Origin of the sequence: Devosia sp. FJ2-5-3 (genome assembly GCF_029201545.1) — a bacterium.
Taxonomy (GTDB): domain Bacteria; phylum Pseudomonadota; class Alphaproteobacteria; order Rhizobiales; family Devosiaceae; genus Devosia.
The window spans coordinates 198,324-219,817 of record NZ_CP104007.1; the positions used below are offsets into that span (position 1 = coordinate 198,324).

General features: G+C 62.8%; 23 protein-coding genes. 12 read left to right on the forward strand and 11 right to left on the reverse strand.

Features of this window, described 5'->3' with window-relative positions; all coding sequences use genetic code 11:
- The first annotated feature begins 42 nt into the window (after positions 1-42).
- The 4 genes from mnmG to N0P34_RS01030 all read left to right on the forward strand — a co-directional run bounded on the left by mnmG (position 43) and on the right by N0P34_RS01030 (position 4,298).
- Entirely contained in the window at positions 43-1,905 is a 1,863-nt protein-coding gene (mnmG, locus tag N0P34_RS01015) for a tRNA uridine-5-carboxymethylaminomethyl(34) synthesis enzyme MnmG (RefSeq protein ID WP_275605170.1), read from the forward strand.
- Positions 1,905-2,546 carry a 16S rRNA (guanine(527)-N(7))-methyltransferase RsmG gene (rsmG, locus tag N0P34_RS01020; protein WP_275605171.1) on the forward strand — a complete coding sequence of 214 codons (642 nt, stop codon included), beginning with the start codon at positions 1,905-1,907 and terminating at the stop codon, positions 2,544-2,546. The genes mnmG and rsmG overlap by 1 nt, the downstream gene beginning before the upstream one ends.
- Positions 2,547-2,614: 68 nt before the next feature.
- Positions 2,615-3,415: a ParA family protein gene (locus N0P34_RS01025; protein WP_275605172.1), complete on the forward strand. Its 801-nt coding sequence runs from the start codon at positions 2,615-2,617 to the stop codon at positions 3,413-3,415.
- 10 nt (positions 3,416-3,425) lie between these two features.
- A complete protein-coding gene (locus tag N0P34_RS01030) occupies positions 3,426-4,298 on the forward strand; it encodes a ParB/RepB/Spo0J family partition protein (protein WP_275605173.1) in 873 nt (290 codons plus the stop codon).
- 24 nt (positions 4,299-4,322) lie between these two features.
- Here N0P34_RS01030 and holA read toward each other — a convergent pair whose 3' ends face one another.
- From holA to leuS, 3 genes are read right to left on the reverse strand one after another with little or no spacing between them, the layout of a single operon-like run.
- Entirely contained in the window at positions 4,323-5,345 is a 1,023-nt protein-coding gene (gene holA, locus N0P34_RS01035) for a DNA polymerase III subunit delta (RefSeq protein WP_275605174.1), read from the reverse strand.
- Positions 5,345-5,848: an LPS assembly lipoprotein LptE gene (gene lptE / locus N0P34_RS01040; protein ID WP_275605175.1), complete on the reverse strand. Its 504-nt coding sequence runs from the start codon at positions 5,846-5,848 to the stop codon at positions 5,345-5,347. Before lptE ends, holA begins: the two co-directional genes overlap by 1 nt.
- Complete coding sequence (gene leuS, locus N0P34_RS01045; protein WP_275605176.1) at positions 5,835-8,456, reverse strand: leucine--tRNA ligase; 2,622 nt, start codon at positions 8,454-8,456, stop codon at positions 5,835-5,837. The genes lptE and leuS overlap by 14 nt, the downstream gene beginning before the upstream one ends.
- Positions 8,457-8,587: 131 nt before the next feature.
- Here leuS and N0P34_RS01050 point away from each other — a divergent pair, with 131 nt between their 5' ends.
- From N0P34_RS01050 to N0P34_RS01060, 3 genes are all read left to right on the forward strand, one after another.
- Positions 8,588-9,274 carry a YggS family pyridoxal phosphate-dependent enzyme gene (locus N0P34_RS01050; protein WP_275605177.1) on the forward strand — a complete coding sequence of 229 codons (687 nt, stop codon included), beginning with the start codon at positions 8,588-8,590 and terminating at the stop codon, positions 9,272-9,274.
- A 242-nt stretch (positions 9,275-9,516) separates the two neighbouring features.
- Positions 9,517-10,200 (forward strand): response regulator transcription factor, encoded by a 684-nt coding sequence (locus N0P34_RS01055; protein ID WP_275605178.1) that lies wholly within the window; start codon positions 9,517-9,519, stop codon positions 10,198-10,200.
- A 107-nt stretch (positions 10,201-10,307) separates the two neighbouring features.
- Entirely contained in the window at positions 10,308-10,760 is a 453-nt protein-coding gene (locus N0P34_RS01060; RefSeq protein ID WP_275605179.1) for a cyclic nucleotide-binding domain-containing protein, read from the forward strand.
- A 4-nt stretch (positions 10,761-10,764) separates the two neighbouring features.
- On the opposite strand, the gene N0P34_RS01065 is transcribed toward N0P34_RS01060, so the two are convergent.
- The 4 genes from N0P34_RS01065 to rimM form a co-directional block, all read right to left on the reverse strand.
- Positions 10,765-11,577: an exodeoxyribonuclease III gene (locus N0P34_RS01065; RefSeq protein WP_275605180.1), complete on the reverse strand. Its 813-nt coding sequence runs from the start codon at positions 11,575-11,577 to the stop codon at positions 10,765-10,767.
- Positions 11,578-11,813: 236 nt separating this feature from the next.
- Complete coding sequence (gene rplS / locus N0P34_RS01070; RefSeq protein WP_275605181.1) at positions 11,814-12,365, reverse strand: 50S ribosomal protein L19; 552 nt, start codon at positions 12,363-12,365, stop codon at positions 11,814-11,816.
- A gap of 207 nt (positions 12,366-12,572) precedes the next feature.
- Positions 12,573-13,289 (reverse strand): tRNA (guanosine(37)-N1)-methyltransferase TrmD, encoded by a 717-nt coding sequence (gene trmD / locus N0P34_RS01075; protein WP_275605182.1) that lies wholly within the window; start codon positions 13,287-13,289, stop codon positions 12,573-12,575.
- Positions 13,286-13,822 carry a ribosome maturation factor RimM gene (rimM, locus tag N0P34_RS01080; protein ID WP_275605183.1) on the reverse strand — a complete coding sequence of 179 codons (537 nt, stop codon included), beginning with the start codon at positions 13,820-13,822 and terminating at the stop codon, positions 13,286-13,288. The genes trmD and rimM overlap by 4 nt, the downstream gene beginning before the upstream one ends.
- A gap of 115 nt (positions 13,823-13,937) precedes the next feature.
- Between rimM and N0P34_RS01085 the strand changes: the two genes are divergently transcribed.
- Positions 13,938-14,252: a hypothetical protein gene (locus tag N0P34_RS01085; protein ID WP_275605184.1), complete on the forward strand. Its 315-nt coding sequence runs from the start codon at positions 13,938-13,940 to the stop codon at positions 14,250-14,252.
- Positions 14,253-14,262: 10 nt separating this feature from the next.
- Here the strand turns inward: N0P34_RS01085 and N0P34_RS01090 are convergent, their stop codons facing one another.
- The 4 genes from N0P34_RS01090 to tsaD are packed head-to-tail and all read right to left on the reverse strand — an operon-like array spanning position 14,263 to position 17,025.
- Complete coding sequence (locus tag N0P34_RS01090) at positions 14,263-14,697, reverse strand: EVE domain-containing protein (protein WP_275605185.1); 435 nt, start codon at positions 14,695-14,697, stop codon at positions 14,263-14,265.
- Between the two features lie 3 nt (positions 14,698-14,700).
- Complete coding sequence (locus N0P34_RS01095; RefSeq protein WP_275605186.1) at positions 14,701-14,994, reverse strand: YciI family protein; 294 nt, start codon at positions 14,992-14,994, stop codon at positions 14,701-14,703.
- Between the two features lie 2 nt (positions 14,995-14,996).
- Entirely contained in the window at positions 14,997-15,980 is a 984-nt protein-coding gene (locus tag N0P34_RS01100; RefSeq protein WP_275605187.1) for an NAD(P)H-dependent glycerol-3-phosphate dehydrogenase, read from the reverse strand.
- Complete coding sequence (gene tsaD, locus N0P34_RS01105) at positions 15,970-17,025, reverse strand: tRNA (adenosine(37)-N6)-threonylcarbamoyltransferase complex transferase subunit TsaD (RefSeq protein WP_275607049.1); 1,056 nt, start codon at positions 17,023-17,025, stop codon at positions 15,970-15,972. The genes N0P34_RS01100 and tsaD overlap by 11 nt, the downstream gene beginning before the upstream one ends.
- A gap of 80 nt (positions 17,026-17,105) precedes the next feature.
- On the opposite strand from tsaD, the gene hemC reads away from it, so the two are divergent.
- Genes hemC through N0P34_RS01125 form a run of 4 tightly spaced genes read left to right on the forward strand, consistent with a single transcriptional unit; the run spans position 17,106 to position 21,477 of the window.
- Entirely contained in the window at positions 17,106-18,044 is a 939-nt protein-coding gene (gene hemC, locus N0P34_RS01110; protein WP_275605188.1) for a hydroxymethylbilane synthase, read from the forward strand.
- A gap of 4 nt (positions 18,045-18,048) precedes the next feature.
- Positions 18,049-18,777: a uroporphyrinogen-III synthase gene (locus N0P34_RS01115; protein ID WP_275605189.1), complete on the forward strand. Its 729-nt coding sequence runs from the start codon at positions 18,049-18,051 to the stop codon at positions 18,775-18,777.
- Positions 18,778-18,802: 25 nt separating this feature from the next.
- A complete protein-coding gene (locus N0P34_RS01120; protein ID WP_275605190.1) occupies positions 18,803-20,095 on the forward strand; it encodes a hypothetical protein in 1,293 nt (430 codons plus the stop codon).
- Positions 20,092-21,477, forward strand: coding sequence for a heme biosynthesis HemY N-terminal domain-containing protein (locus N0P34_RS01125; RefSeq protein ID WP_275605191.1), 1,386 nt, complete (start codon positions 20,092-20,094; stop codon positions 21,475-21,477). The genes N0P34_RS01120 and N0P34_RS01125 overlap by 4 nt, the downstream gene beginning before the upstream one ends.
- The last annotated feature ends 17 nt before the right edge of the window (positions 21,478-21,494 follow it).

The following is a 21,494-nucleotide window of genomic DNA, read 5'->3' on the forward strand; positions in this document are numbered from 1 at the left end:
AGGATGGATTCACGTGAAACATCGAATTGAAAAGACACACAGATGACCGATTATGCAGTCATTGTCGTTGGCGGCGGACATGCCGGTTGTGAAGCCGCAGCGGCGTCGGCCCGGCTTGGGGTTCCGACGGCGCTGATCACCCACAAATTTTCAACCATTGGCGAGATGAGCTGCAACCCGGCCATTGGCGGCCTGGGCAAGGGGCATCTTGTCCGCGAGATCGATGCACTCGATGGCCTGATGGGACGTGTCGCCGACCAGGCCGGCATCCAGTTCCGCGTGCTCAATCGGCGCAAGGGCCCGGCGGTGCGCGGCCCTCGCGCCCAGGCTGATCGCAAGCTCTATCGCGCTGCAATGCAGGCTGCGATTTCGACACAGCCAAATCTCGATGTCATCGAGGGGGAAGTCGACGACCTCGAAGTGAACAATGGTCACATCACCGGCGTGGTCCTCCTCGATGGCCGTCGCTACTCAACCACCGCCGTGGTTCTGACCACCGGGACCTTCTTGCGCGGCCTGATCCACAGCGGCGATCACAGCTATCCGGCAGGGCGGATCGGCGAGAAGCCGGTGCTCGGTTTGTCCAAGCGCCTGGAGAATCTTGGCCTCACTCTGGGCCGTCTGAAAACCGGGACACCTGCGCGGCTCGATCGCGACAGCATTGATTATTCCGTGCTCGAAGAGCAGCCAGGCGATACGCCCCCCGAGCCGTTCTCCATGCTGACCGAGGCCATCACGACCTCGCAAGTGTCGTGCCACATCACGCGCACCACGGCTGGAACCCACGCCATCATTGCCGCGAATGTCCATCGATCGGCGATGTACTCCGGGCGCATTCAGTCACGCGGTCCGCGCTACTGCCCGTCCATCGAAGACAAGATCATTCGCTTTGCCGATCGCGACAGTCATCAGATTTTTCTGGAGCCTGAGGGGCTGAACGACCAGACGGTTTATCCCAATGGCGTGTCGACCTCGCTGCCGGCAGAGGTGCAGGACGAGTTCCTGCGCTCCATGCCTGGGCTCGAAAATGTTCGCATCATCCAGCATGGCTATGCCATCGAATATGATTATGTCGATCCGCGCGAACTACGCCCGACGCTGGAAATGAAAAAGCTCCCGGGCCTCTACCTTGCCGGCCAGATCAATGGCACAACCGGGTATGAGGAGGCTGGCGCGCAAGGCTTGTTAGCGGGCGCCAACGCAGCGCTGGCGGGGCAGGGCGCAGCGCCGATGATCCTCTCCCGGACCGAAAGCTATCTCGGCGTGATGGTGGATGATCTCGTTACCCGTGGCGTGAGCGAGCCCTATCGCATGTTCACCTCCCGCGCAGAGTTCCGTCTTCACTTGCGAGCAGACAATGCCGACCAGCGTCTGACGCCACTCGGCATCGAGCACGGCCTTGTCGGTGAGGAGCGGCACGCCCATTTTGCCGCGAAGCACTCGCGCCTCGAAGCCGGCCGCCAAATTTTGCACGAAGCGGTTGCGTCTCCCAGCGAAGCGCGCAAGGCTGGCATCATGGTCAATGAAGACGGCAAGCGGCGGACAGCCTTCGATCTCCTGTCCTATCCAGATATGAACATGGATGTGCTGACCAAGCTGTGGCCGCAGCTTGAAAAAATCGACACCGACATAGCTGACCAGCTTTCGATTGATGCCCAATACGCCGTCTATCTCGATCGCCAGAAGGCCGATATTGAAAGCATGCGTCGGGACGAACAGAGGCGGATTCCAGATGACATCGACTATGATGTCATCAATGGGCTCTCCAATGAGATGCGCCAGAAATTGACGCAGTTCAGGCCGCAAACCATTGCCCAGGCCCAGGCGCTAGATGGGATGACGCCGGCTGCGTTGACACTGCTTCTGGCTGTCATCAAGCGCGGCGATCTGCGCAGGGCGAGTTAATGTCCAATATCGATTTGATTGCGCCTTACGCTGCATATTTCGCGCGTCCGGCGGCCGATGTGGCGCGAGATCTGGAATCCTATGCCAATCTATTGCGGAAGTGGCAGGCCGTACAGAATCTTGTTTCACGTGAAACACTGGGTCAGGTCTGGGAGCGTCACTTCGTTGACAGCCTCCAGGCTCTAAAACTTGTGCGTGGAGAAGATCGCAATTTCCTGGATTTCGGCAGTGGCGGCGGCTTCCCTGCCTTGCCAATGGCTATAGCCTGCAAGGGGAGCGATCGGAGGTTCGTCTTGATTGAGCCGACGGCTCGCAAGGTGAGCTTCCTGAGGACGGTGTCGCGCGAACTTGGGCTTAATGTTGAGGTTATCGGCCGGCGCAGCGACCAGATTGATTCACGTGAAACACAAGTTCCCGACGTGATTACCTCACGTGCCTTGGCGGCCCTACCGCAATTGTGCAGCTGGATGGCCCCCTTTTTTGGTGCCAGTAGCCGTGCTGTGCTCCACAAGGGGCGGGAACATGTTGAAGAGTTGCGCGAAACAAGTGTGCTGTGGAACTACGACGTGTTAATAGACAAGAGCGATACCGATCCCGGTGGCGTGATCCTGACACTGCAGAATTTGTCTGCAAAATCATAGCGTTAGGTTCATTTCCTCTTAGGTCGTGATTCCCTGTCGTACTCTGGCGACAATAGCGGAGGCCTGCTTTGGCACCTCGTATTCTGACTCTGGCCAATCAAAAAGGCGGCGTGGGCAAAACGACGACGGCGATCAACCTCGCTACGGCTCTTGCAGCCATTGGCGAACGTGTGTTGATCGTGGACCTCGATCCGCAAGGCAATGCTTCTACCGGCCTGGGTATTTCGCGTACCGACCGCGAAATTTCGGCTTATGATGTGCTCGTGGGGGAGGCCAGCGTCGCCGAAGCCGCGATCATGACCAGCGTGCCCAATGTCGCCATTGTCCCGTCAACCATGGATTTGCTCGGGGTTGAGCTGACGATTGCCGGTCATGGCGATCGTGCCTTCAAATTGCGTGACGCCTTCAAGCAGATCAGTGAGTTACAGATCAATGAGAAGGCGGTGAGCTATATCCTCATTGACTGTCCGCCGTCGCTCAATCTCTTGACGATCAACTCTCTCGTGGCCGCCGACGCAGTACTCGTCCCGCTGCAGTGCGAGTTCTTTGCGCTCGAGGGTCTCAGCCAATTGCTTCAAACGATTGAACAGATCCGCTCGACCCTCAATCCACGCCTCTCTATCCAGGGCGTGGTGATGACCATGTTCGACAAGCGCAACAATCTTTCGGAACAGGTTCTGAATGACGTACGCAGCGAAATGGGCGATCTTGTCTACGACACCGTCATTCCTAGGAATGTTCGGCTGAGCGAGGCCCCCTCTTACGGGAAGCCTGCACTGCTGTATGATCTGAAATGTGCGGGTAGCCAGGCCTATCTGCGTCTAGCCACTGAAGTCATCCGCCGCGAGCGGCGCTTAAACGCAGCGTAGGAGCCCCCAGATGAACGACAAGCCGACACGTTTGGGCCGTGGTCTCGCCGCGCTGATCGGAGACATGGCCACCCTCGAGGGTGCGCGCGTCACCGAATCGGGATCCGGCAGCAAGAAGCTACCCGTCGAATTCATTATCGCCAACCGCGCCAATCCGCGGCGAACCTTTGACCCCGAGCAGCTCGAAGAGCTGGCGAACTCCATTCGGGAAAAAGGGGTGATGTCTCCCCTACTGGTGCGACCCACCGATGACCCGAATATTTTCGAATTGATCGCCGGCGAACGCCGCTGGCGGGCCTCGCAAATGGCCGGGCTGCACGATGTGCCGGTGATCGTCCGTGAGGTCGATGACAAGGAAGCGCTTGAGCTCGCCATTATCGAGAACGTCCAGCGCGCCGATCTCAATGCACTCGAAGAAGCCATGGGCTATGGGCAGCTGATCGAGCAGTTCGACTATACCCAGCAGGATCTCGCCCAGGTGATCGGCAAGAGCCGGTCGCATGTGGCCAACACTTTGCGCCTGCTAAAGCTCCCGGAGGATGTCCGGAGCATGGTGGCAAGCGGCACTTTGTCCGCGGGACACGCCCGGACGCTGATTACAACGGAAGACCCTGGCCATTTGGCTCGCCAGATCATCGACCGTGGACTATCGGTTCGCGAGGCGGAGGCGCTGAGCCAGCAGCGCGAACCCGTTCGCCCCAAGCCGCGGGAAGAGACTTCTCGGGACGCTGACACAGTGGCGCTTGAGCGCCGCCTGTCGGATGCGCTAGGGCTATCGGTCTCCCTCAACCACTCCGAAAAGGGTGGCAAGGTGGAAATCCGCTACAAGACGCTCGAACAGCTGGACAACATTTGTGGAAAGCTCACCGGCCAAGTTCACTAACCAGCGTTTCACGTGAAACGTTGGCTAGTGCGTAGCGGCCTGCATGCAGAGCGCGAGCGTCGTCCGGCGCAAGATCGTTTCGGCGAGGACGGGCTTGCGGCGGCTGTCGCTGGTGGCGTTGAGCAGTCGCTCGGTGGCGTTGGCCAAAGCCGGCTCCGACCAGAGCCGCAATTGCTGCTCCAGATTGCCAATTCTCGAGAAATGCGGCTTAGGCTTTACCGCTTCGAGCACGGCTCGCGGTGATTTGCCGTTATCGACCTCGACGCGCCACCGACGCAGATTGGCAAAATGATTGGCCAGCATGGCCAGCAATTGTTGCGGGTTCACCGAGGCCGCCAACGCCCGGTTAAGGGCCATCTCCAGCTTCTCCGCATGACCGCCGCCTGAGGAATCGAGGATCGCGTCGATGGCCAGGGCGCCATTGTCGGCACATAGGAGCAGCACGTCTTCGCGCGTCAGACTCTTGCTGGCAGCTGCAAACAGCGTCAGTTTTTCGAGTTCGCGACGCGTTATCTCGCGGTCATTGCCCAAAATATCGCGCAGTGTCGGGATGACATCGGCGTCGGCGCGAATGCCCTGCTGATTGAACGTGTCCCGCATCAAATTGGCGAGCGTCTCATCGCTATCGGGATAGCAGGGCAGGGCGCGGCCGAGCTTGGCCGATTCCACCAGTGCCCGCAGGGCATCGCGTGGCGTCAGATTTCCCGCCTCGAGAATGATTGCAGCCCCGCCGGGGTCATCCCTGAGTTCGGTCAGCGGCATCACCAGCGCCTTGCTGGCATTGCGCACGCGGATGATACGCTTGCCGCCAAAGAGGGAAACGCTCCGCGCCTCCAGCATCAGGCGCCCGGGCTCGGCATCGAGCTCGGGGCCGTCGAAAATGGTCAGGCTTGCAGAGGCCGGGTCATTGCCGCTCAGCTGTCGGATCAGGCGCTCCGCCGTTTCGCGGACCAATCCACCATCGGTTCCATAGGCTAGGAAAATACCCTCGGAGATATCGGGCCGCACGAGAAATCGCGCGACCTCATGAGCCTTGAGCGCTGTCATCAGTGCGCCAGTGAACCGTAAACGGCAAGCCGCAGGGATTCTGCCAGCGCCTTTGCGGCGCGCTCGAGCGCCTCGGTCTCTGCAGCGCGCTCGGCCAGGACCTGCCCATCTCGGTTAAATTGTGCCGTGGCGGTGCGTGTGAGCCGCACAGGGGCGCGGCCGCTCTGGTCGCGGTAGGTAATGGTGAGATCGCCGATGACCCGAGCTTCATGAAGCTTGTTCGGGTTCGCCGTCTGGCTCAGGAAAGCGGCATTTACCTCAGGCCTGACGGAGATATTGACGAGCGGCGCGTCGGGCCGTGTGGACTTGCCCAGGCGGAACGACAGCTCCTGATAGACGATCTGCTCGAGGCGCGTGTTTGGCGCCGCATAGGCCAGCTGCAGCTGCGCTGCTTCCGCCTGCCGACCCGAGTGGAGCGGCTGGAAGGAGCAGGCGCTCACAGCCACTCCCCCGGCGAGGGAGAGGGCGATGAGCGCGATGCGAGCGGGCCTAAATAACGACATTGACGATCCTGTTCGGTACGACGACGATCTTCTTGGGCGCCTTGCCTTCCAGAATGCGGACAATCTCGTCCAGTGACAAGACCAGCTTCGCGACTTCGGCCGCAGGCGTGTCCTTGGGCACCGAAATTTCGGCCCGGCGCTTGCCGTTGATCTGGATCGGCATGGTGACTTCGTCGTCCACCAGCATGGCTGGATCGACGTCCGGCCAGGCGGCATCAGCTACGAGGCCGGATTTGCCCAGGACCTGCCAGCAGGTCTCGGCCAGATGCGGCATCATTGGGGAAAGCAGCTGGATGAGGCTCGCGACACCGTCCGCAAGGGTGGTTTTCTGCGCCGCGCCCAGGCCATTTCCCTTGCCCGCGGCCTTGATGAGGGCATTGCTCAGTTCATAGATCTGAGCGACGGCGCGGTTGAAGCGCAGCCCTTCAATATCCTGTGCGATGCCATGGACCGAGCGATGGACGATCTTGCGCAGGGCAAGCGCCTCGTTGTCGTCGTTTTCTGCAACAGTCTCGGAAGACTGTGCATTGACGATGTCCAATGTGTCATGGACCAGCCGCCAGATACGCTGCTGGAAGCGGCTTGCACCCTCGACGCCCGATTCGGTCCACTGCACGTCCCGCTCGGGAGGGGAGTCGGACAGCATGAACCAGCGGGCAGTATCGGCGCCATAGGTGGCGACGATCTCGTCGGGATCGACGACGTTCTTCTTGGACTTGCTCATCTTTTCGACGGAGCCGATCCGGATCGGCGCGCCGGTCTGGATGTGTCGGGCGGTGCGGGTGTCACCTTCGCTTTCGACCACGATTTCGGTGGGATTGACCCATTCGCCCGCCTCGGACTTGTAGGTCTCGTGGGTCACCATGCCCTGGGTGAAGAGACCCTTGAAGGGCTCGTCGATGCCGACATGGCCCGTCGCCTTCATGGCGCGGGTGAAGAAGCGCGAGTAGAGCAGGTGCAGGATCGCATGCTCCACGCCGCCGATATACTGATCGACCGGCAGCCACCGATTGGCCACGTCGGGGATTGTGGGGGTCTCGGCATCGGGCGCGGTAAAGCGGGCAAAATACCAGGAGCTGTCCACGAACGTGTCCATGGTGTCCGTCTCGCGACGGGCCGCGCCGCCGCATTGCGGGCAATTGACGTGCTTCCAGCTCGGATGGTGGTCAAGGGCGTTGCCCGGTTTGTCGAAACTGACATCGTCCGGCAGGACGACGGGCAGGTCCTTCTTGGGCACGGGAACCGTGCCGCAGACCTCGCAATGGATCACCGGGATGGGGCAGCCCCAATAGCGCTGGCGGGAAATGCCCCAGTCGCGCAGGCGGTAATTGACTTCTACATGGCCCTGGGCCTTGCCATCGACCGTGCGCGCGCCAAAAAACTCGCCGATCTTCTGCTTGGCCGCATCGATCGACAGACCATCGAGGAAGCCCGAATTGAAGATGTTGCCAGTGTCAACATAGGCTTCGGTGCCGATTTCGAAGGTTTGCGCATCCGCGCCTGGCGGCAGCACGACGGGCGTAACCGAAAGGCCGTATTTACGGGCCAGATCCAGATCGCGCTGGTCATGGGCCGGGCAGCCGAAAATGGCGCCGGTGCCGTAATCCATGAGGATGAAATTGGCGACATAGACGGGCAGCGTCTCACCCTCGATGACGGGGTGCTTTACCCGCAGGCCCGTGTCAAAACCCTGCTTTTCGGCCTTTTCCAGAGTTTCGGTGGCGGTGCCGTGGCGATGGCACTCGGCGACGAACTCGGCCAGGCCGGCATTGTCCGCAGCCAGCGCCGTGGTCAGCGGATGGTCGGGCGAAAGGCCGACAAAGGACGCGCCGAAAATGGTGTCGGGACGCGTGGTGAAGACGTCGATGCTGGTCGCATCGGTCTTTTCGCTTGGGACCAGTTCGAACAGCAGGCGCAGGCCTTCGGACTTGCCGATCCAGTTGCGCTGCATGGTACGCACCTTCTCGGGCCATTCGGTCAGCGTATCGAGCGCTTCGAGCAGGTCTTCGGCATAGTCGGAGATCTTGAAGAACCACTGCGTCAGCTCGCGCTGCTCGACCGGAGCGCCCGAGCGCCAGCCCTTGCCGTCGATGACCTGCTCATTGGCGAGCACGGTCATGTCCACCGGGTCCCAATTGACCTTGGAGCTCTTGCGGGTGATCAGCCCGGCCTCGAGCATGTCGAGGAACATGGCCTGCTGGTGGCGGTAATAGGAGGGATCGCAGGTGGCGATCTCGCGCGTCCAGTCGATGGAGAGGCCCATCGACTTGAGCTGGGCCTTCATGGCCTCGATGTTCTGGTGGGTCCAGGTTCCCGGGTGGGTCTTGCGCTCGATAGCGGCATTTTCCGCCGGCAGGCCGAAGGCGTCCCAGCCCATGGGATGCAGCACGTTCTTGCCGCGGGCACGATGATAGCGCGCGACGACGTCGCCCATGGCGTAATTGCGCACATGGCCCATGTGGATGCGGCCGGACGGGTAGGGAAACATCTCGAGGACGTAGTAGGGCTCGCGCGGGTCGTCATTGGCGGTGACGAAGCTCTTTGCGTCTTCCCACACCTTCTGCCATTTCGGTTCGCTTTCGCGCGGATTGTAGCGTTCGCCGCTCACTGTTCTCGTCCTTGCAAGATTAGCGTCGCTGCGGCGCAAAAGAGCGGCACAGCTTGCGTTTTTTGGGGTATTTGGCTACCGGGACCATCACCAGAAATCCCCTCCAAGGTCAACAGAAACGGGGCCGTGTCATGGCCGACAAGCAGGCAGACAGTTTCACGCGGGCGAAAACAGCGCTCGCCTCCATCAATGGCCGGGTTGAAAAAGCACGCCGCCGCTTTGGCGCGCCGCCGGACCATGTCCAATTGGTGGCGGTTTCCAAGACTTTCGACGCTGGGCAGATCGAGCCTTTCCTTGCGGCGGGGCAAAGAGTGTTCGGAGAAAACCGGGTTCAGGAAGCCAAGGACAAATGGCCGGACCTGCGCGAGCGCTACCCGGATCTGGAATTGCACCTGATCGGACCGCTGCAAACCAACAAGGCCCGCGAGGCCGTTGCGCTGTTCGATGTGATCCAGAGCGTCGACCGCGACAAGCTGGCGGGTGTGCTGGCGAGTGAAATGGAACGGGCCGGCAAGCGTCTTCCCTGTTTCGTCCAGGTCAATATTGGGGGAGAGACGCAAAAGGCGGGCATTCCGATCGATGAGGCGGTCGCCTTTGTCGAGCGATGCCGATCCGAGCACGGCCTCGATATTGTTGGACTGATGTGCATTCCGCCCGATGGCGTTCCGGCGGGGCCGTATTTTGCCCAATTGGCCGCCTTGGCGAGAACGGCCGGCGTCACCGGAATTTCCATGGGCATGAGCGGAGATTTCGAAACCGCTATCGCCATGGGCGCCACCCATGTGCGGGTGGGTTCGGCGCTGTTCGGCAAGCGTTGATCGTAATTTCGCCATTCCGGTCAGTCATATAGCTGACGAAGCGTGCTGGCGGCGAGGCGTTCGACAGACGGCCCGGTCAGAAAGACCGGGGATTTCCGGCGGTGCGGCTTCTGATCTGGTTTGCAACTTTTCCACGGGAGACACGTTGCTATCAGTCGAATAACGCCGATGTGATTGGCCGGCCTAAACGCAGTCGCAATGATGTGACCTTGGTCGACCAAAGCTATTGACCGGAGAACCTTATGAACAAGCGACGCATCCTTGTTGTGGACGACGACGCGGATCTTCGTGAAACCCTGGTCGAGCAATTGCGAGGGCAAGCCGAGTTCGAGATCTACGAGGCCGGCACTGCCAACGACGCGCTCAAAGCGCTGCGCGAGAACAATATTGAATTGACCATCCTTGATGTCGGGCTGCCGGACATGGATGGGCGCGAAGCCGTTAAAATCATGCGCGAAGAGGGGATCCGAAGCCCCGTGCTGATGCTGACCGGCCATGACAGCGAGGCCGACGAGATCAAGGGCCTCGAATCAGGTGCCAATGACTACCTGACCAAACCCTTCCGCTTCCCGGTTCTCCTGGCGCGTATCAACGCGGCACTGCGCCAGCACGACCAGAGCGAGGATGCGGTCTTCACCATCGGTCAATACAGCTTTCAGCCGGCCGCCAAGGTGCTGGAGACCAATGATGGCATAAAGGTGCGCCTGACCGACAAGGAAACGTCGATCCTGAAGTATCTTTACCGCCAGGGCCCCAAGACCATTACACGCGACGTCCTCCTCAAGGAGGTCTGGGGCTATAATAACCGGGTGACCACCCATACGCTGGAAACCCACATCTACCGGCTGCGCCAGAAGATCGAGCGCGATCCCTCCAATGCCCGTCTCCTCGTGACGGAAGATGGTGGTTATCGTCTTGTCCCCTGATCGGGACAAAGAGGTTCAACAGCGGATCGAACTGCCCTATAGGAATTGAGTTGACCCCGCCGGAGCGGCATCCGGCGGGCGGGCGCAGTTGGGTCTGACGAATGAGAATGGACGATGCAGCCGCTGTCCTCGGGCGGGCTGACTTCTTCGATATGTGCACGGACGAACAGCGCGCCATGCTGGGCTTTGCCAGTGATCGGCAGCGCGTTGATGCCGATGAAGTCGTCTACAAGGCTGGCGACGTCCCCAAGGGCGCCTATGTGCTGATCTCAGGCACGCTCAAGGCGCGGCATGAGGGTCCGGAAGCCGGCAAGCCCTACGCCCTGTCCGAGCCGGGCAGTGTCATCTCTCCCACAGCTCTCATTCTCGACAAGCCGCGACCGGTGACGATTACCGCCGTTACCGATTGCGAGTTGTTGTTCGTTCCCCGTACGGCGTTTCTCAAGCTGTTGCGCAACTACCCCGACCTGGCCCAGAAGGCCGTGCAGCGGGTGGAGCGGGAGCTCAATTCCTATCTGAACGCCCTCGATCCCCTCCGCCGCAAGATGAAAGGCCGCTAAGGCCCTATGGCCGCGTGAAACGCGCGATGACCGGGACGTGGTCGGACGGCTTGTCGGTCCAGCCGCGGGCAGGTCGGATGATTTCTGCGGCAATGCAATGTTCGGCCACATCGGGCGTGGCCCAGATATGGTCGAGGCGCCGGCCGCGATCGGATTTTTCCCAATCGAGCCCGCGATAGCTCCACCAACTATAGATTTTCTGGTCATAGGGCACGTGCTTGCGCACGAGGTCGACCCAGCCAGGTCCGCCCGTCAGCAGGGCGTCGAGCGCCTCGGTCTCGATCGGGGTGTGGCTGATGACCTTGAGCAATTGCTTGTGGCTCCAGACGTCATTTTCATGCGGGGCGATGTTGAAATCGCCGGCAATCAACTGGCCGCGCGAGAACATCGGCTCGCCGAACCAGGATTTCAGCTCGTCGAGGAAACCCAGCTTGTGCTTGAATTTGGGGTTGATCTCCGGGTCAGGCTCGTCGCCGCCGGCCGGGATGTAGAAATTGTGCAGGGTGAGGGGACCATGCCCGATGTCCACCAAGGCCGAGATGTGGCGTGATTCGGGGATTTCGCAGAACACCCGGCTGGAAATATCGGTCAGCGGAAATTCCGAGACAATGGCGACGCCGTGATAGCCCTTTTGCCCATGCACGGCCATGTGCGGATAGCCGGCCTCGATAAAGGCGTTCCGCGGGAACTGGTCATTGGTGCATTTGATCTCCTGCAGCATCAGCACGTCAGGCTGATATTGGGCCAGGAAATCGAGCACCATGCCGATGCGCAGGCGAACCGAATTGATGTTCCAGGTGACGACGGAAAGGGTCATTGCGGATCCGCTATGAAAGAGGCGACGGGCATGGCCTTCTTATCACCAAGCAGGCTTGCCGGGTAAAGCCGGAAATGGCTGGGTGCGGACAGGGTGTGTCAGCAGGGTTCGTCCTCGGGCAGGCGCTGGGGGTATCGCGGACGTTTCACGTGAATCAGGCATAAGAAAACCCGGCGCCAATGAAGGAGCCGGGTTCGCAGACTTCAGTGACCCGCCCGGAGGCTGGCCAGCAAATCTTATTCGCTCTTGGCTTCGCCTTCAGCGGCAGCCTGGGCGGCGGCGGCAGCAGCGGCTGCTGCGGCTTCCGCGTCCTTGGCAGCCTGCTCAGCGGCAAATGCCTCGGCAGCAGCGATCTTCTCGGCTTCGCGGGCTTCCTTGGCGGCGTGAGCGGCAGTGCGCTCGGACGCTTCGATCTTGCGGGTACGCGAATTGGTCGATTCGAAAATACGAGCCGACTTACCGCGACGATCGCGCAGATAGTAAAGCTTGGCGCGACGGACCTTACCGCGCTTGATCACTTCGACCGAAGCAACGTTCGGGGAGTAGATGGGGAACACGCGTTCCACGCCTTCGCCGTACGAAATCTTGCGCACGGTGAAGCTTTCCATAATGCCGCCGCCGGAGCGGGCGATCACGACGCCTTCATAGGCCTGGAGGCGTTCCTTGTCGCCTTCGCGGATCTTGACCCACACCTTGACGGTATCGCCATGGGTGAAGTCAGGAAGCTGGCGCTTGGCGGAGAGGGCGGCAACCTGCTCGGCCTCGATCTGTTCGATAATGCTGCTCATTGTCGATCCGTTCTGATCTTTTCTCAGGGGTGATTGCAGGGCTCTTTGCAGGGCCCGCCACCCGGTCTTGGTTGATAACGGAGGGTCGTCTTTTTCTTCTTGCCGCGGACCAGCTCCGAATTGCCGGTCACACGAATGGGCGGCTCATAGGCGAAATCACGCCAAGAGTCCAGCCTTGGCGGGCCATTTGCCGCCTCGCCATTGCAATCAGCGCGATTTGGGCCTGGACGCGGTGGGTTGAACCCTGGCGAAGAGGTCGGGGCGCCGTTCCCGGGTCAGGGCGAGGGATTGTTCCTGGCGCCAGCGGGCGATCTTGCCGTGGTCGCCCGATGTCAGCACGGCCGGAATCTGGCGATCCTCGAAACTTTGCGGGCGCGTATATTGGGGATATTCCAGCAGCCCGTTTTCAAAGCTTTCCTCGTCGCGGCTGTCGAGCGCGCCCAGGACGCCGGGGATCAGCCGCACGACGGCCTCCAGCAGCACCATGGCGGCCACTTCGCCGCCGGCCAGCACATAGTCGCCGATCGAGATCTCCTCGAGCTGGCGGGCCTCTATGACGCGCTGGTCGACACCCTCAAATCGCCCGCAGACGATGACCGCGCCGGGCCCGACGGCGAGCTGGTGCGCGCGTTCCTGGGTCAGCGGTTTTCCGCGCGGCGACATCAGAATGCGCGGGCGCGGGTCATTTTCGGGCGCGACACTGTCGATGGCCCTGGCCAGAATATCGGGCTTGAGCACCATGCCGGCGCCCCCGCCGGAAGGCGTATCATCCACTGTGCGATGCCGGTCGGTGGCAAAATCGCGCAATTGGTTGGCCTTGAGCGACCAGAGGCCGTCAGCCATGCCCCGGCCCAGCACCGAGGCGCCAAGGGGCCCGGGAAACAGTTCGGGGAACAGGGTGATAATGTCTGCCGAAAAGATCACGCCGGCTCTTCCTCGCCAGGATCCGCGTCGAGCGGCGGGGAGATCACGAGATAGCCTTTGTCGATGTGGATCGAGGGCACCACGGCCTTGGTGAAGGGATAAAGAAAGGTGTCGCCAGAGCGCGGGTCGCGCACTTCGAGCAGATCGCCGGCGCCGAAATTAGGCAGGGCGGAGACGGCGCCGATGCTGACCCCGTTCTCGAGGCGCGCATCGAGGCCGATCAGATCGGCATGGTAGAAATCGTCCTCGTCTTCCGGTTCGGGCAGACGCTCGCGGGCAATGAACAGGCTGACGCCATTCAGCGCTTCGGCGGCATCGCGATCCCGGATGCCCTTGAGGCGGGCGACGAGTACGTTCTTGCCCAGCCGCGCGGCTTCAATGGTGACAATCAGCCCGGGACGGTCCGTCTCGAGCGGTCCATAATCGGCAAGTCCTTCGGGCTCACCCGTGAACGAGGTGATGCGCACTTCGCCCTTGATACCGTGGGCGGCGCCGATCTTGCCCATCAATATGCGGTTCTGTCCCGGTGCCATGGCTTGTTTTCCTGTTCTGGGGGGCATTCCTTTAGCAGGAGCGCGCCCGAGGGGGAATGTGGAACCTTGCAGGCCCGACATGCCTTTCTCACTGCAAACGATAAAGGAGCGTCACATGTCCCAGATTCTGACCGATCGGCAGGCCATTCGCGAATGGGCCGAAGCCCGCGGCGGCAATCCGATGCTGATGGATGTGCCCGATGGCAGCAGCATGCGGACGGTCCTGCAGCTGACATTCGGGCAATATGCGCTCAATGCCACCGGCAATGAGGGCCCCGATCGCGTCGATGGATATCAATTGGTCAGTTGGGAAGAATGGTTCTCTGCCCTCGAAAAGGGCGATCTTGCCATTGAAGTCTCGGATGATCCCGCCGGCGGCAACGAGGCCGAATTCACCTTCGTGCCGCGCGACAAGGGACCGGAACTCTAGTGGAAAGGTTTTAGAGCCCGCCCATCTTGCAGAGCAGGTTCCATTCCTCCTCGGAGACTTTTGACACCGAGAGGCGGGAGAGCTTGACCAGTTCGAGCTCGGTCAGGTCAGGCGTCGCCTTGATTTCGGCCAGGGTCACTGGGCGCGGAAAAGGCTTTACCGCCTCGACATCGACGCACTCCCAGACCACTTCGCCCTTGGCGTTGAGGTCTGCGGTCGTATCGGGGTGGGCGGGAACCACTATTCTCATGATCCCCACAATCTCCTTGCCGATATTGGAGTGATAGAAGAAGGCGAGATCGCCCACTTCCATCGCCTTCATATTGTTGCGCGCCGCGTAATTTCGCACGCCATGCCACTCTTCGGCCTCGCCCCTGGCTGTCTTGGCGACGAGGTCCTCGAAGGAAAAGACGTCCGGCTCGGACTTCATCAGCCAATAGGCCATGGATCAGAACTCCACGCCGGTGGTGTTGATGGCCACGCGCCAGCGCTTGACTTCATAGCTGGCAAAGACGCCTGCGGACACGAATGGATCTGCCGCCGCCATCTGCTCGGCTTCCTGCAGGCTGTCGGCTTCGAAAATCACGATGGAGCCTTCCGGCTTTTCGTCGGCATCCAGGAGGGCGCCAGCAAAGACCAGTTTCTTGCCCAGGCTATTGAGATGGTCGAGATGGACCGGGCGGGTATCGAGCCGGGTCTGCAGCGCGCCGGGCGCATCCTTGGCAATCATGGCATAGAGCATTTTCAGTGTTCCCTCTTGAGCGGACGGGACATCAGCCCCGCAACAATGGTGGCAATGTCGGCGCGTCCGGCGACGAAGGCGTCGACGGCGTCGATCAGCGGCGCATCGACGGAAAGGCTTTTCGCCAGCGCGGCGGCAACGGGGGCGGTGGCGACGCCTTCAGCCAGCTTTGCCCCACCGGCGAGGATATCCTCGGTGCGCCGACCGGCGCCGAGCGCCATGCCGAATTGATAGTTTCGCGACTGGACCGAGGTGCAGGTGAGGGTGAGGTCGCCCAGACCGGCAAGGCCGGTCAGCGTATGGGCCGACCCGCCCATGGCGGCGACCATGCGGGCCATTTCGGCATAGCCTCGGGCAATCAGGGCCGAGCGGGCCGAGGCGCCGAGACCAGCGCCTTCCACAGCCCCGCAGGCCAGGGCGTAGACATTTTTGAGGGCGCCCGCAATTTCGACGCCGATGCGATCATCGGCGGCATAGGGGCGGAAGCTTGGACCGGCGAGGGCGGCTGCAAGATCGGAGGTCGCATCGGCATCGTCCCCGGCAAGGGTGACGGCGGTCGGCCGGCCAGCCGCGACATCGGCGGCAAAACTCGGGCCGGACAGCACATAGGGGATGGCCGGCGCCATGTCGGTCAGGATTTCGCTCTGGCGGGCGAGCGTTCCCGTTTCCAGCCCCTTGGCCGACAGGACAACCGGCTTTTGGGCGAGCAACTGAATGTCGAGCGTATCCAGCACGGTCCGTGTCGCCTGGGCGGGAACCGCGAGGATGAAGAAATCCGCCGGGACCGCTTCGCTCGTCCCCCTGATTCGCTCCGACAGAGGCAGGCCGGGCAGGGCACTTTCATTGGTGTGGCCGGCATTGAGCGCGGCAGCGCGCTCGGGCGTCCGCATGACGAGGTGGACGGTGCGGCCGGCCATGGCCGCGGCCTGGGCGAGGGCGGTGCCCCACGCGCCGGCTCCGATCACGCAGACACTCTCAAGCGGCATCGGGGTTCACATTCATATCAGGGTCATCGAGCGGCCAGCGCGGGCGGGCGGCGACGGAGAGCGCGCTTTGTGCACCCAGCGCCAGCCGCTCGGCCCCGGCCCAGGCGATCATGGCGCCATTGTCGGTGCAAAGCGCGATGGGGGGCACGACGAGCTGCGCATGGTGGGTCGCGCAGACGCCCTCAAGTGCTGCGGCGATGCGCTGATTGGCAGCGACGCCACCGGCAACGACAAGGCGCTTCTCCTGTCCCGGGAACAGTTCGGCAAACTTCCCCAGCGCCTGTCCGGCGCGGGTTTCGATCACGGCTGCCACCGTATCCTGGAAACTGGCGGCAATATCGGCAACGTCCTGGTCGCTGAGCGGGGCCAGCGCTTCGGCCTGGAGGCGCACCGCCGTCTTGAGACCTGAGAACGAAAAATCGAGCCGGGCTTCGCGCAGCAGCGGGCGCGGAAATTTGAACCGCTTGGGGTCGCCCTTTTTGGCGATGGCTTCCACGGCCGGGCCACCGGGATGGCCGAGGCTCAAGAGCTTGGCCACCTTGTCGAAGGCTTCCCCGAGGGCGTCGTCGATGGTGCCGCCCCAGCGCTCATAGTCGCCGACGCCGCGGACCAGCACGAACTGGCTGTGCCCGCCCGACACCAGCAGCATCAGATAGGGGAATGCCACCCCATTGGTCAGCCGCGCCGTCAGCGCATGGCCTTCGAGGTGGTTGATGGCAAGGAGGGGTTTGTCGATGGAGGCGGCGAGCGCCTTGGCGGTGGTGAGGCCCACCAGCACGCCGCCGATCAGGCCGGGCCCAGCGGTCGCGGCGATGGCGTCCACCTCGGAAAGGTCCATTTTGGCCTCGTCCAGCGCCTGGGCAATGATGTGGTCGAGCCATTCGACATGGGCGCGCGCCGCCAGTTCGGGCACCACACCGCCAAAGGCGGCATGCTCGTCGAGCTGGCTGCGGACAACGTTGGAACGAATGAGCCCGCGTCCGGATTGATCCCGCACGACGATGGAGGCGGCGGTTTCGTCGCAGCTGGTCTCAATGCCCAGAATGGTGGCTTGTGCTTGCCCGGTCACGGCGAGTGGTCTACTCCCATCAGCGAGCTTATCGCCTACACTAGGACGGACGGACAATGCAATCGTCAGCCCCCTTCGCCCGGATCGGAACACGTGGCAGCCCCTTGGCGCTGGCCCAGGCCAAACTCGTGCGCGAACTGATCGCAACGGCCCATGGGGTGGCCGAAGAAGAGATCGAGATCGAGGTCTTTTCCACCGGAGGAGACCGCAGCCAGGCCTCCAATGTCAGCCTCTCCACCATGGGCGGCAAGGGCGTTTTCACCAAGGAAATCGACGAGGCGCTGCTCTCGGGTCGAATCGATATCGGCGTGCATTCGAGCAAGGATGTTGCCACCGGCCTGCCCGAGGGCATGCAATTGGCTGCGTTTCTCGAGCGCGAAGACGTGCGTGACGCCTTCATGTCGGTTTCGGTGAAGGATATCGACAGCCTGCCCGAGCGGGCGCGCTTCGGCACCTCCTCCATCCGTCGCGCCGCCCAGGCAAAGCGCCTGCGTCCGGACCTCGAGATCGTGCCGTTCCGCGGCAATGTGCACACGCGGCTGCAAAAGCTTGTGGACGGCGTCGCCGATGCCACGCTTCTGGCCATGGCCGGCCTCAACCGGCTGGGCGAGGTGCATCGGGTGACGTCGGTTCTGTCGCCGGACGATTTCATGCCGGCTCCGGCGCAGGGCGCCATCGGCATCGCCATCCGTACGGGCGACGCGCGATTTGCCGATGTCGTCTCTCCGCTCGACCATGCCGCAACCCATTCCGCCATTGCCGCCGAACGCGCCATGCTGGCCGTGCTCGACGGCTCGTGCCGAACGCCCGTCGGGGCGCTGAGCACCGTCTCCAACGGCGTCTTTTCGCTCAAGGGCGAGATCCTCAGCCTCGACGGCCAGACCACTTTCCGCGCTGAAGGCAGCGACAGCAACCCGCTCCGCCTGGGCGACAAGGTCGGCCGTGAGCTTCTGGCCCAGGCCGGGCCCGACTGGCTGGCCCAATGGCAGGGGTGAATGCATGTTGATGCTGGTGACGCGTCCCGAGCCCGACGCACAGTCGAGCGTTGCCCGTCTCGACGCCCTTGGCATTGAGGCCATCGCTGCCCCGCTGATGGTGCGCCGCACGCTGACGCCGAGCCTGCCGCCCGCCGACGGGTTCGCGGCGATTGCGGTGACCAGCACCAATGCGCTGCGCGCCCTGGCCGATCAGGATGCGCTCTCGGCCTATAGCCATCTCAGGGTCTTTGCCGTCGGCGATCGCACCGCCCACGAAGCGCGGCAGATGGGGTTTTCCGATGTGAAGGCGGCCGCCGGGACGCTCGAGAGCCTCGTGACGCTGATTGCCCTCGCGCGGATCGAGGGGCCGGTCTTTTATCCGGCCGGAAAACATCTCAGCGGCGACATGGCCCATGCTCTTGCCCCGCACGGACTGATGGTTGTCACATCAACCGTCTATGACATGGTGGCCCAGCCGCAAATGCCCGATGGCGTGCCGGAAAAGCTAGAACAGGGCGCGATCGGTGCTGTCCTTGTTTATTCGCAGCGCACGGCCGAAATTTTCTGTGCCGCGACATCGATGCTTTCGGCCGACGCCCGAGAAAGACTGGCGCTGATCTGCATGTCGGAAAAGGTCGCCCGGCCCTTGCTGGCGAACCGTTTCACCCGGGTCCATCTCGCAGATCACCCCGATGAAGACGCAATGATGACGCTGGCGCTGGCTTTTGCCCGAGAGCAAACTGGGCCATGATCGGTAAATGGAGGAAGGATGGCCCATGGCTGACCCCAAGGATACGCTGACCCCACCGACCGACCCAAAGCCTGCCCGCTCCGCGGCGGTCAAACCGCCCGTGCTCGAAGGCAAGGCGCGGCCCGCGACCGAGACCAAGGCCGGCGAGGCCAAACCGGGCGAGAGCAAGCCTTTTGAAACAGCCGGCGACAAGAAGCCGGACCCGGTCGATGCCGGCCCGTCCAGGAGCGTGCCGCCCATTCCGCCAAAACCCGTGCCGCCTCCGGTGCCAACCCGCCCGGCATCGTCGAGCCCGGCCTGGTTGGCCGGTGTCTTGGGTGGCGTGCTGGGCCTCGGGGGTGCCTATGGGCTGGCTGCGCTCGGCTATTGGCCCGCGCCCGGCATAGAGACCCCGGCGGCCGATCCGCGCGTCGCCGAGATTTCGACGGCGCTGCCGGAGCTGCAGACAGTTACCGACACCATTCAGAGCGAACTTTCGGTGCTGACCAATCGCGTCGGTGCCCTGGAAACCGCGCCTGCGGCCGAACCGAGTGTCGCCGCATCGCCAGCGGCGCCGGCTGATACGGCCCAACTCGATGCGCTGACGGCGGAAATCACCACACTCCAGGCTCGTCTCGACGAGATGGCAGCGCAGAACTCCGCATCTGCAGATGTGAGCACTGATTACTCGGCAGAGATTACGGCCCTGCAGTCCGGGCTCGGCGAATTCGACCAGCAGATTGCCTCTCTCCGCACCGCTCTCGACGCCATGGGCGGTCGTGTGGATACGCTCGAAACCGCGCAGGAGGCCAGTGCCGGCGCAGACCAGAACCAGGCGCGCCTGCCGCTGATTCTCTCCAGCTTCGAGACGGCCTTCGCCAATGGCCGGGATTATGCCGACGCGCTGCGTGCCATGCGCGCGGCGCTGCCGGATCTGACCGTGCCAGAAATGGTGACGGCCAATGCCGCCTCCGGCATCAAGCGGCCGGAAGTCATCGCCGCCGAGTTCAACGCCGTTCTCCCCGACATGCTGGCCGCGCGCCCGCTCGAAAGCAGCGAAGGCTGGCAGGGTGCGACCGCCGAATGGTTCCGTGGCATCATCGCCCTGCGCCCCACCGGCGAGGTCGAGGGCAATGACCCCGAGGCCATCATTGCGCGCCTCGAGGCGGCCCTGGCCCGTCGCGATTTCGGTGCCGCGGCCGAGGAATTCGCGCAGCTTCCCTCGGGGATGCAGGCTGCGGCCGGTTCTGTCGGGAGTGATATCGCGGCCCAGGCCCAGGCATCCGCCTTCCTGACGCAATTGCGCCAGACGGCATTGGGCGAAGGGGGCGCGTCTTGATCAGGCTCGCACTCTGGATCGTATCCAGCCTCGTCATTGCCGCCCTTGGCGCCTGGATCATGGCTCTGCCAGGGACCTTGACGCTCGAAATCGCGGGCTATCGCATGCAGCCCCGCCTCGGCACGGCGGTGGTCCTGTTCCTCGTTACCGCCTTTGTCGTCATCGTGCTGTGGACGGTGATCCGCCGCATCATCATCGCGCCCAGGATCATGGCCCGTCGCCGGGCGGCCAAGAAGCGGCAACAGGGCGTCGATGCCCTGTCTGATGCCTTCATCGCGCTGCAGGCAGGCGATCCCGGTCGGGCCCGTGCCCTTGCCAAGGAGGCCCAGGCCCGCCTTCCCGAAAATTCGGCGGCGCGGCTTCTCGAGGCGCGTGCCGATCTGGCCCTGGGCGACATGCCGGCGGCGCGAGAGCATTATCGCTCCCTGATTGCCAGCGAACACACCGCTCTTGCCGCGCTGGCGGGGCTGCATGAGCAGGCGCGGGCGCAGAATCGCCCGGAAGCTGCCCTCACTTTTGCGCGCAAGGCTCTCGCCCTTGCCCCGGACAGCCAATGGGCGTCCAGCGCCGTTTTCGATGATCTGGTCAAGCGCGGCCAATGGGCCGAAGCGGTGGCCATGGTCAATCTTGAGGCGGCGGCCAGTCGCGAGGACAAGGCGCGCAAACGGCGTCGCCAGGCCGTGATCGAGACAGCCCGGGCCCGCGAAGCCGAAACCAGCCAGCCGCTCATGGCGCTCGAACACGCCCTGACGGCGCTCAAACTCCTGCCCGATTTTGTGCCTGCGGCCCTCATCGCTGCGCGCATTCACATCAACCAGGGCGAGACGCGCAAGGCGATGAGCCTCTTGCGGCGCATCTGGCGGGCCACCGGCCATCCCGATATCGCAGCGCTCTATGCCCATGCCCAGCCCGGCGCGTCGGCGGTGGAGCGGCTGAAGCGCGCGCAGGAGATCATCGAGATACCGGCGCCGCATCGCGCCGCCGCCATGACCTTGGCCCGTGCGGCGATAGACGCCTATGACTGGCCGCTGGCGCGCCAGATCCTGACGCCTTTTGCGGGCTCGGACGCCACGCAGGGCATTGCCAGCCTCATGGCCGAGATCGAAGAGGGCGAGCATGGCGACCAGGGCAAGGCCCGCGAATGGCTGACCCGGGCCATGCGGGCGCCGCGCGATCCGGTCTGGACCGCCGATGGCATGATCAGCGACGAATGGGAGCCGGTTTCGCCGGTTACCGGCCGACTTGACGCCTTCGAGTGGAAGGTGCCGGTCTCGAGCACGAGCCGGTCCACGGCCCTTGCCGCGATGGTGCCGGGCGGATCAAATGATTTGGCTGCACAGCAGACCGTCTTGCCTCTTGCGCCTTCTGAAAACCCTCAGTAAAAGACGCCCATCAAATC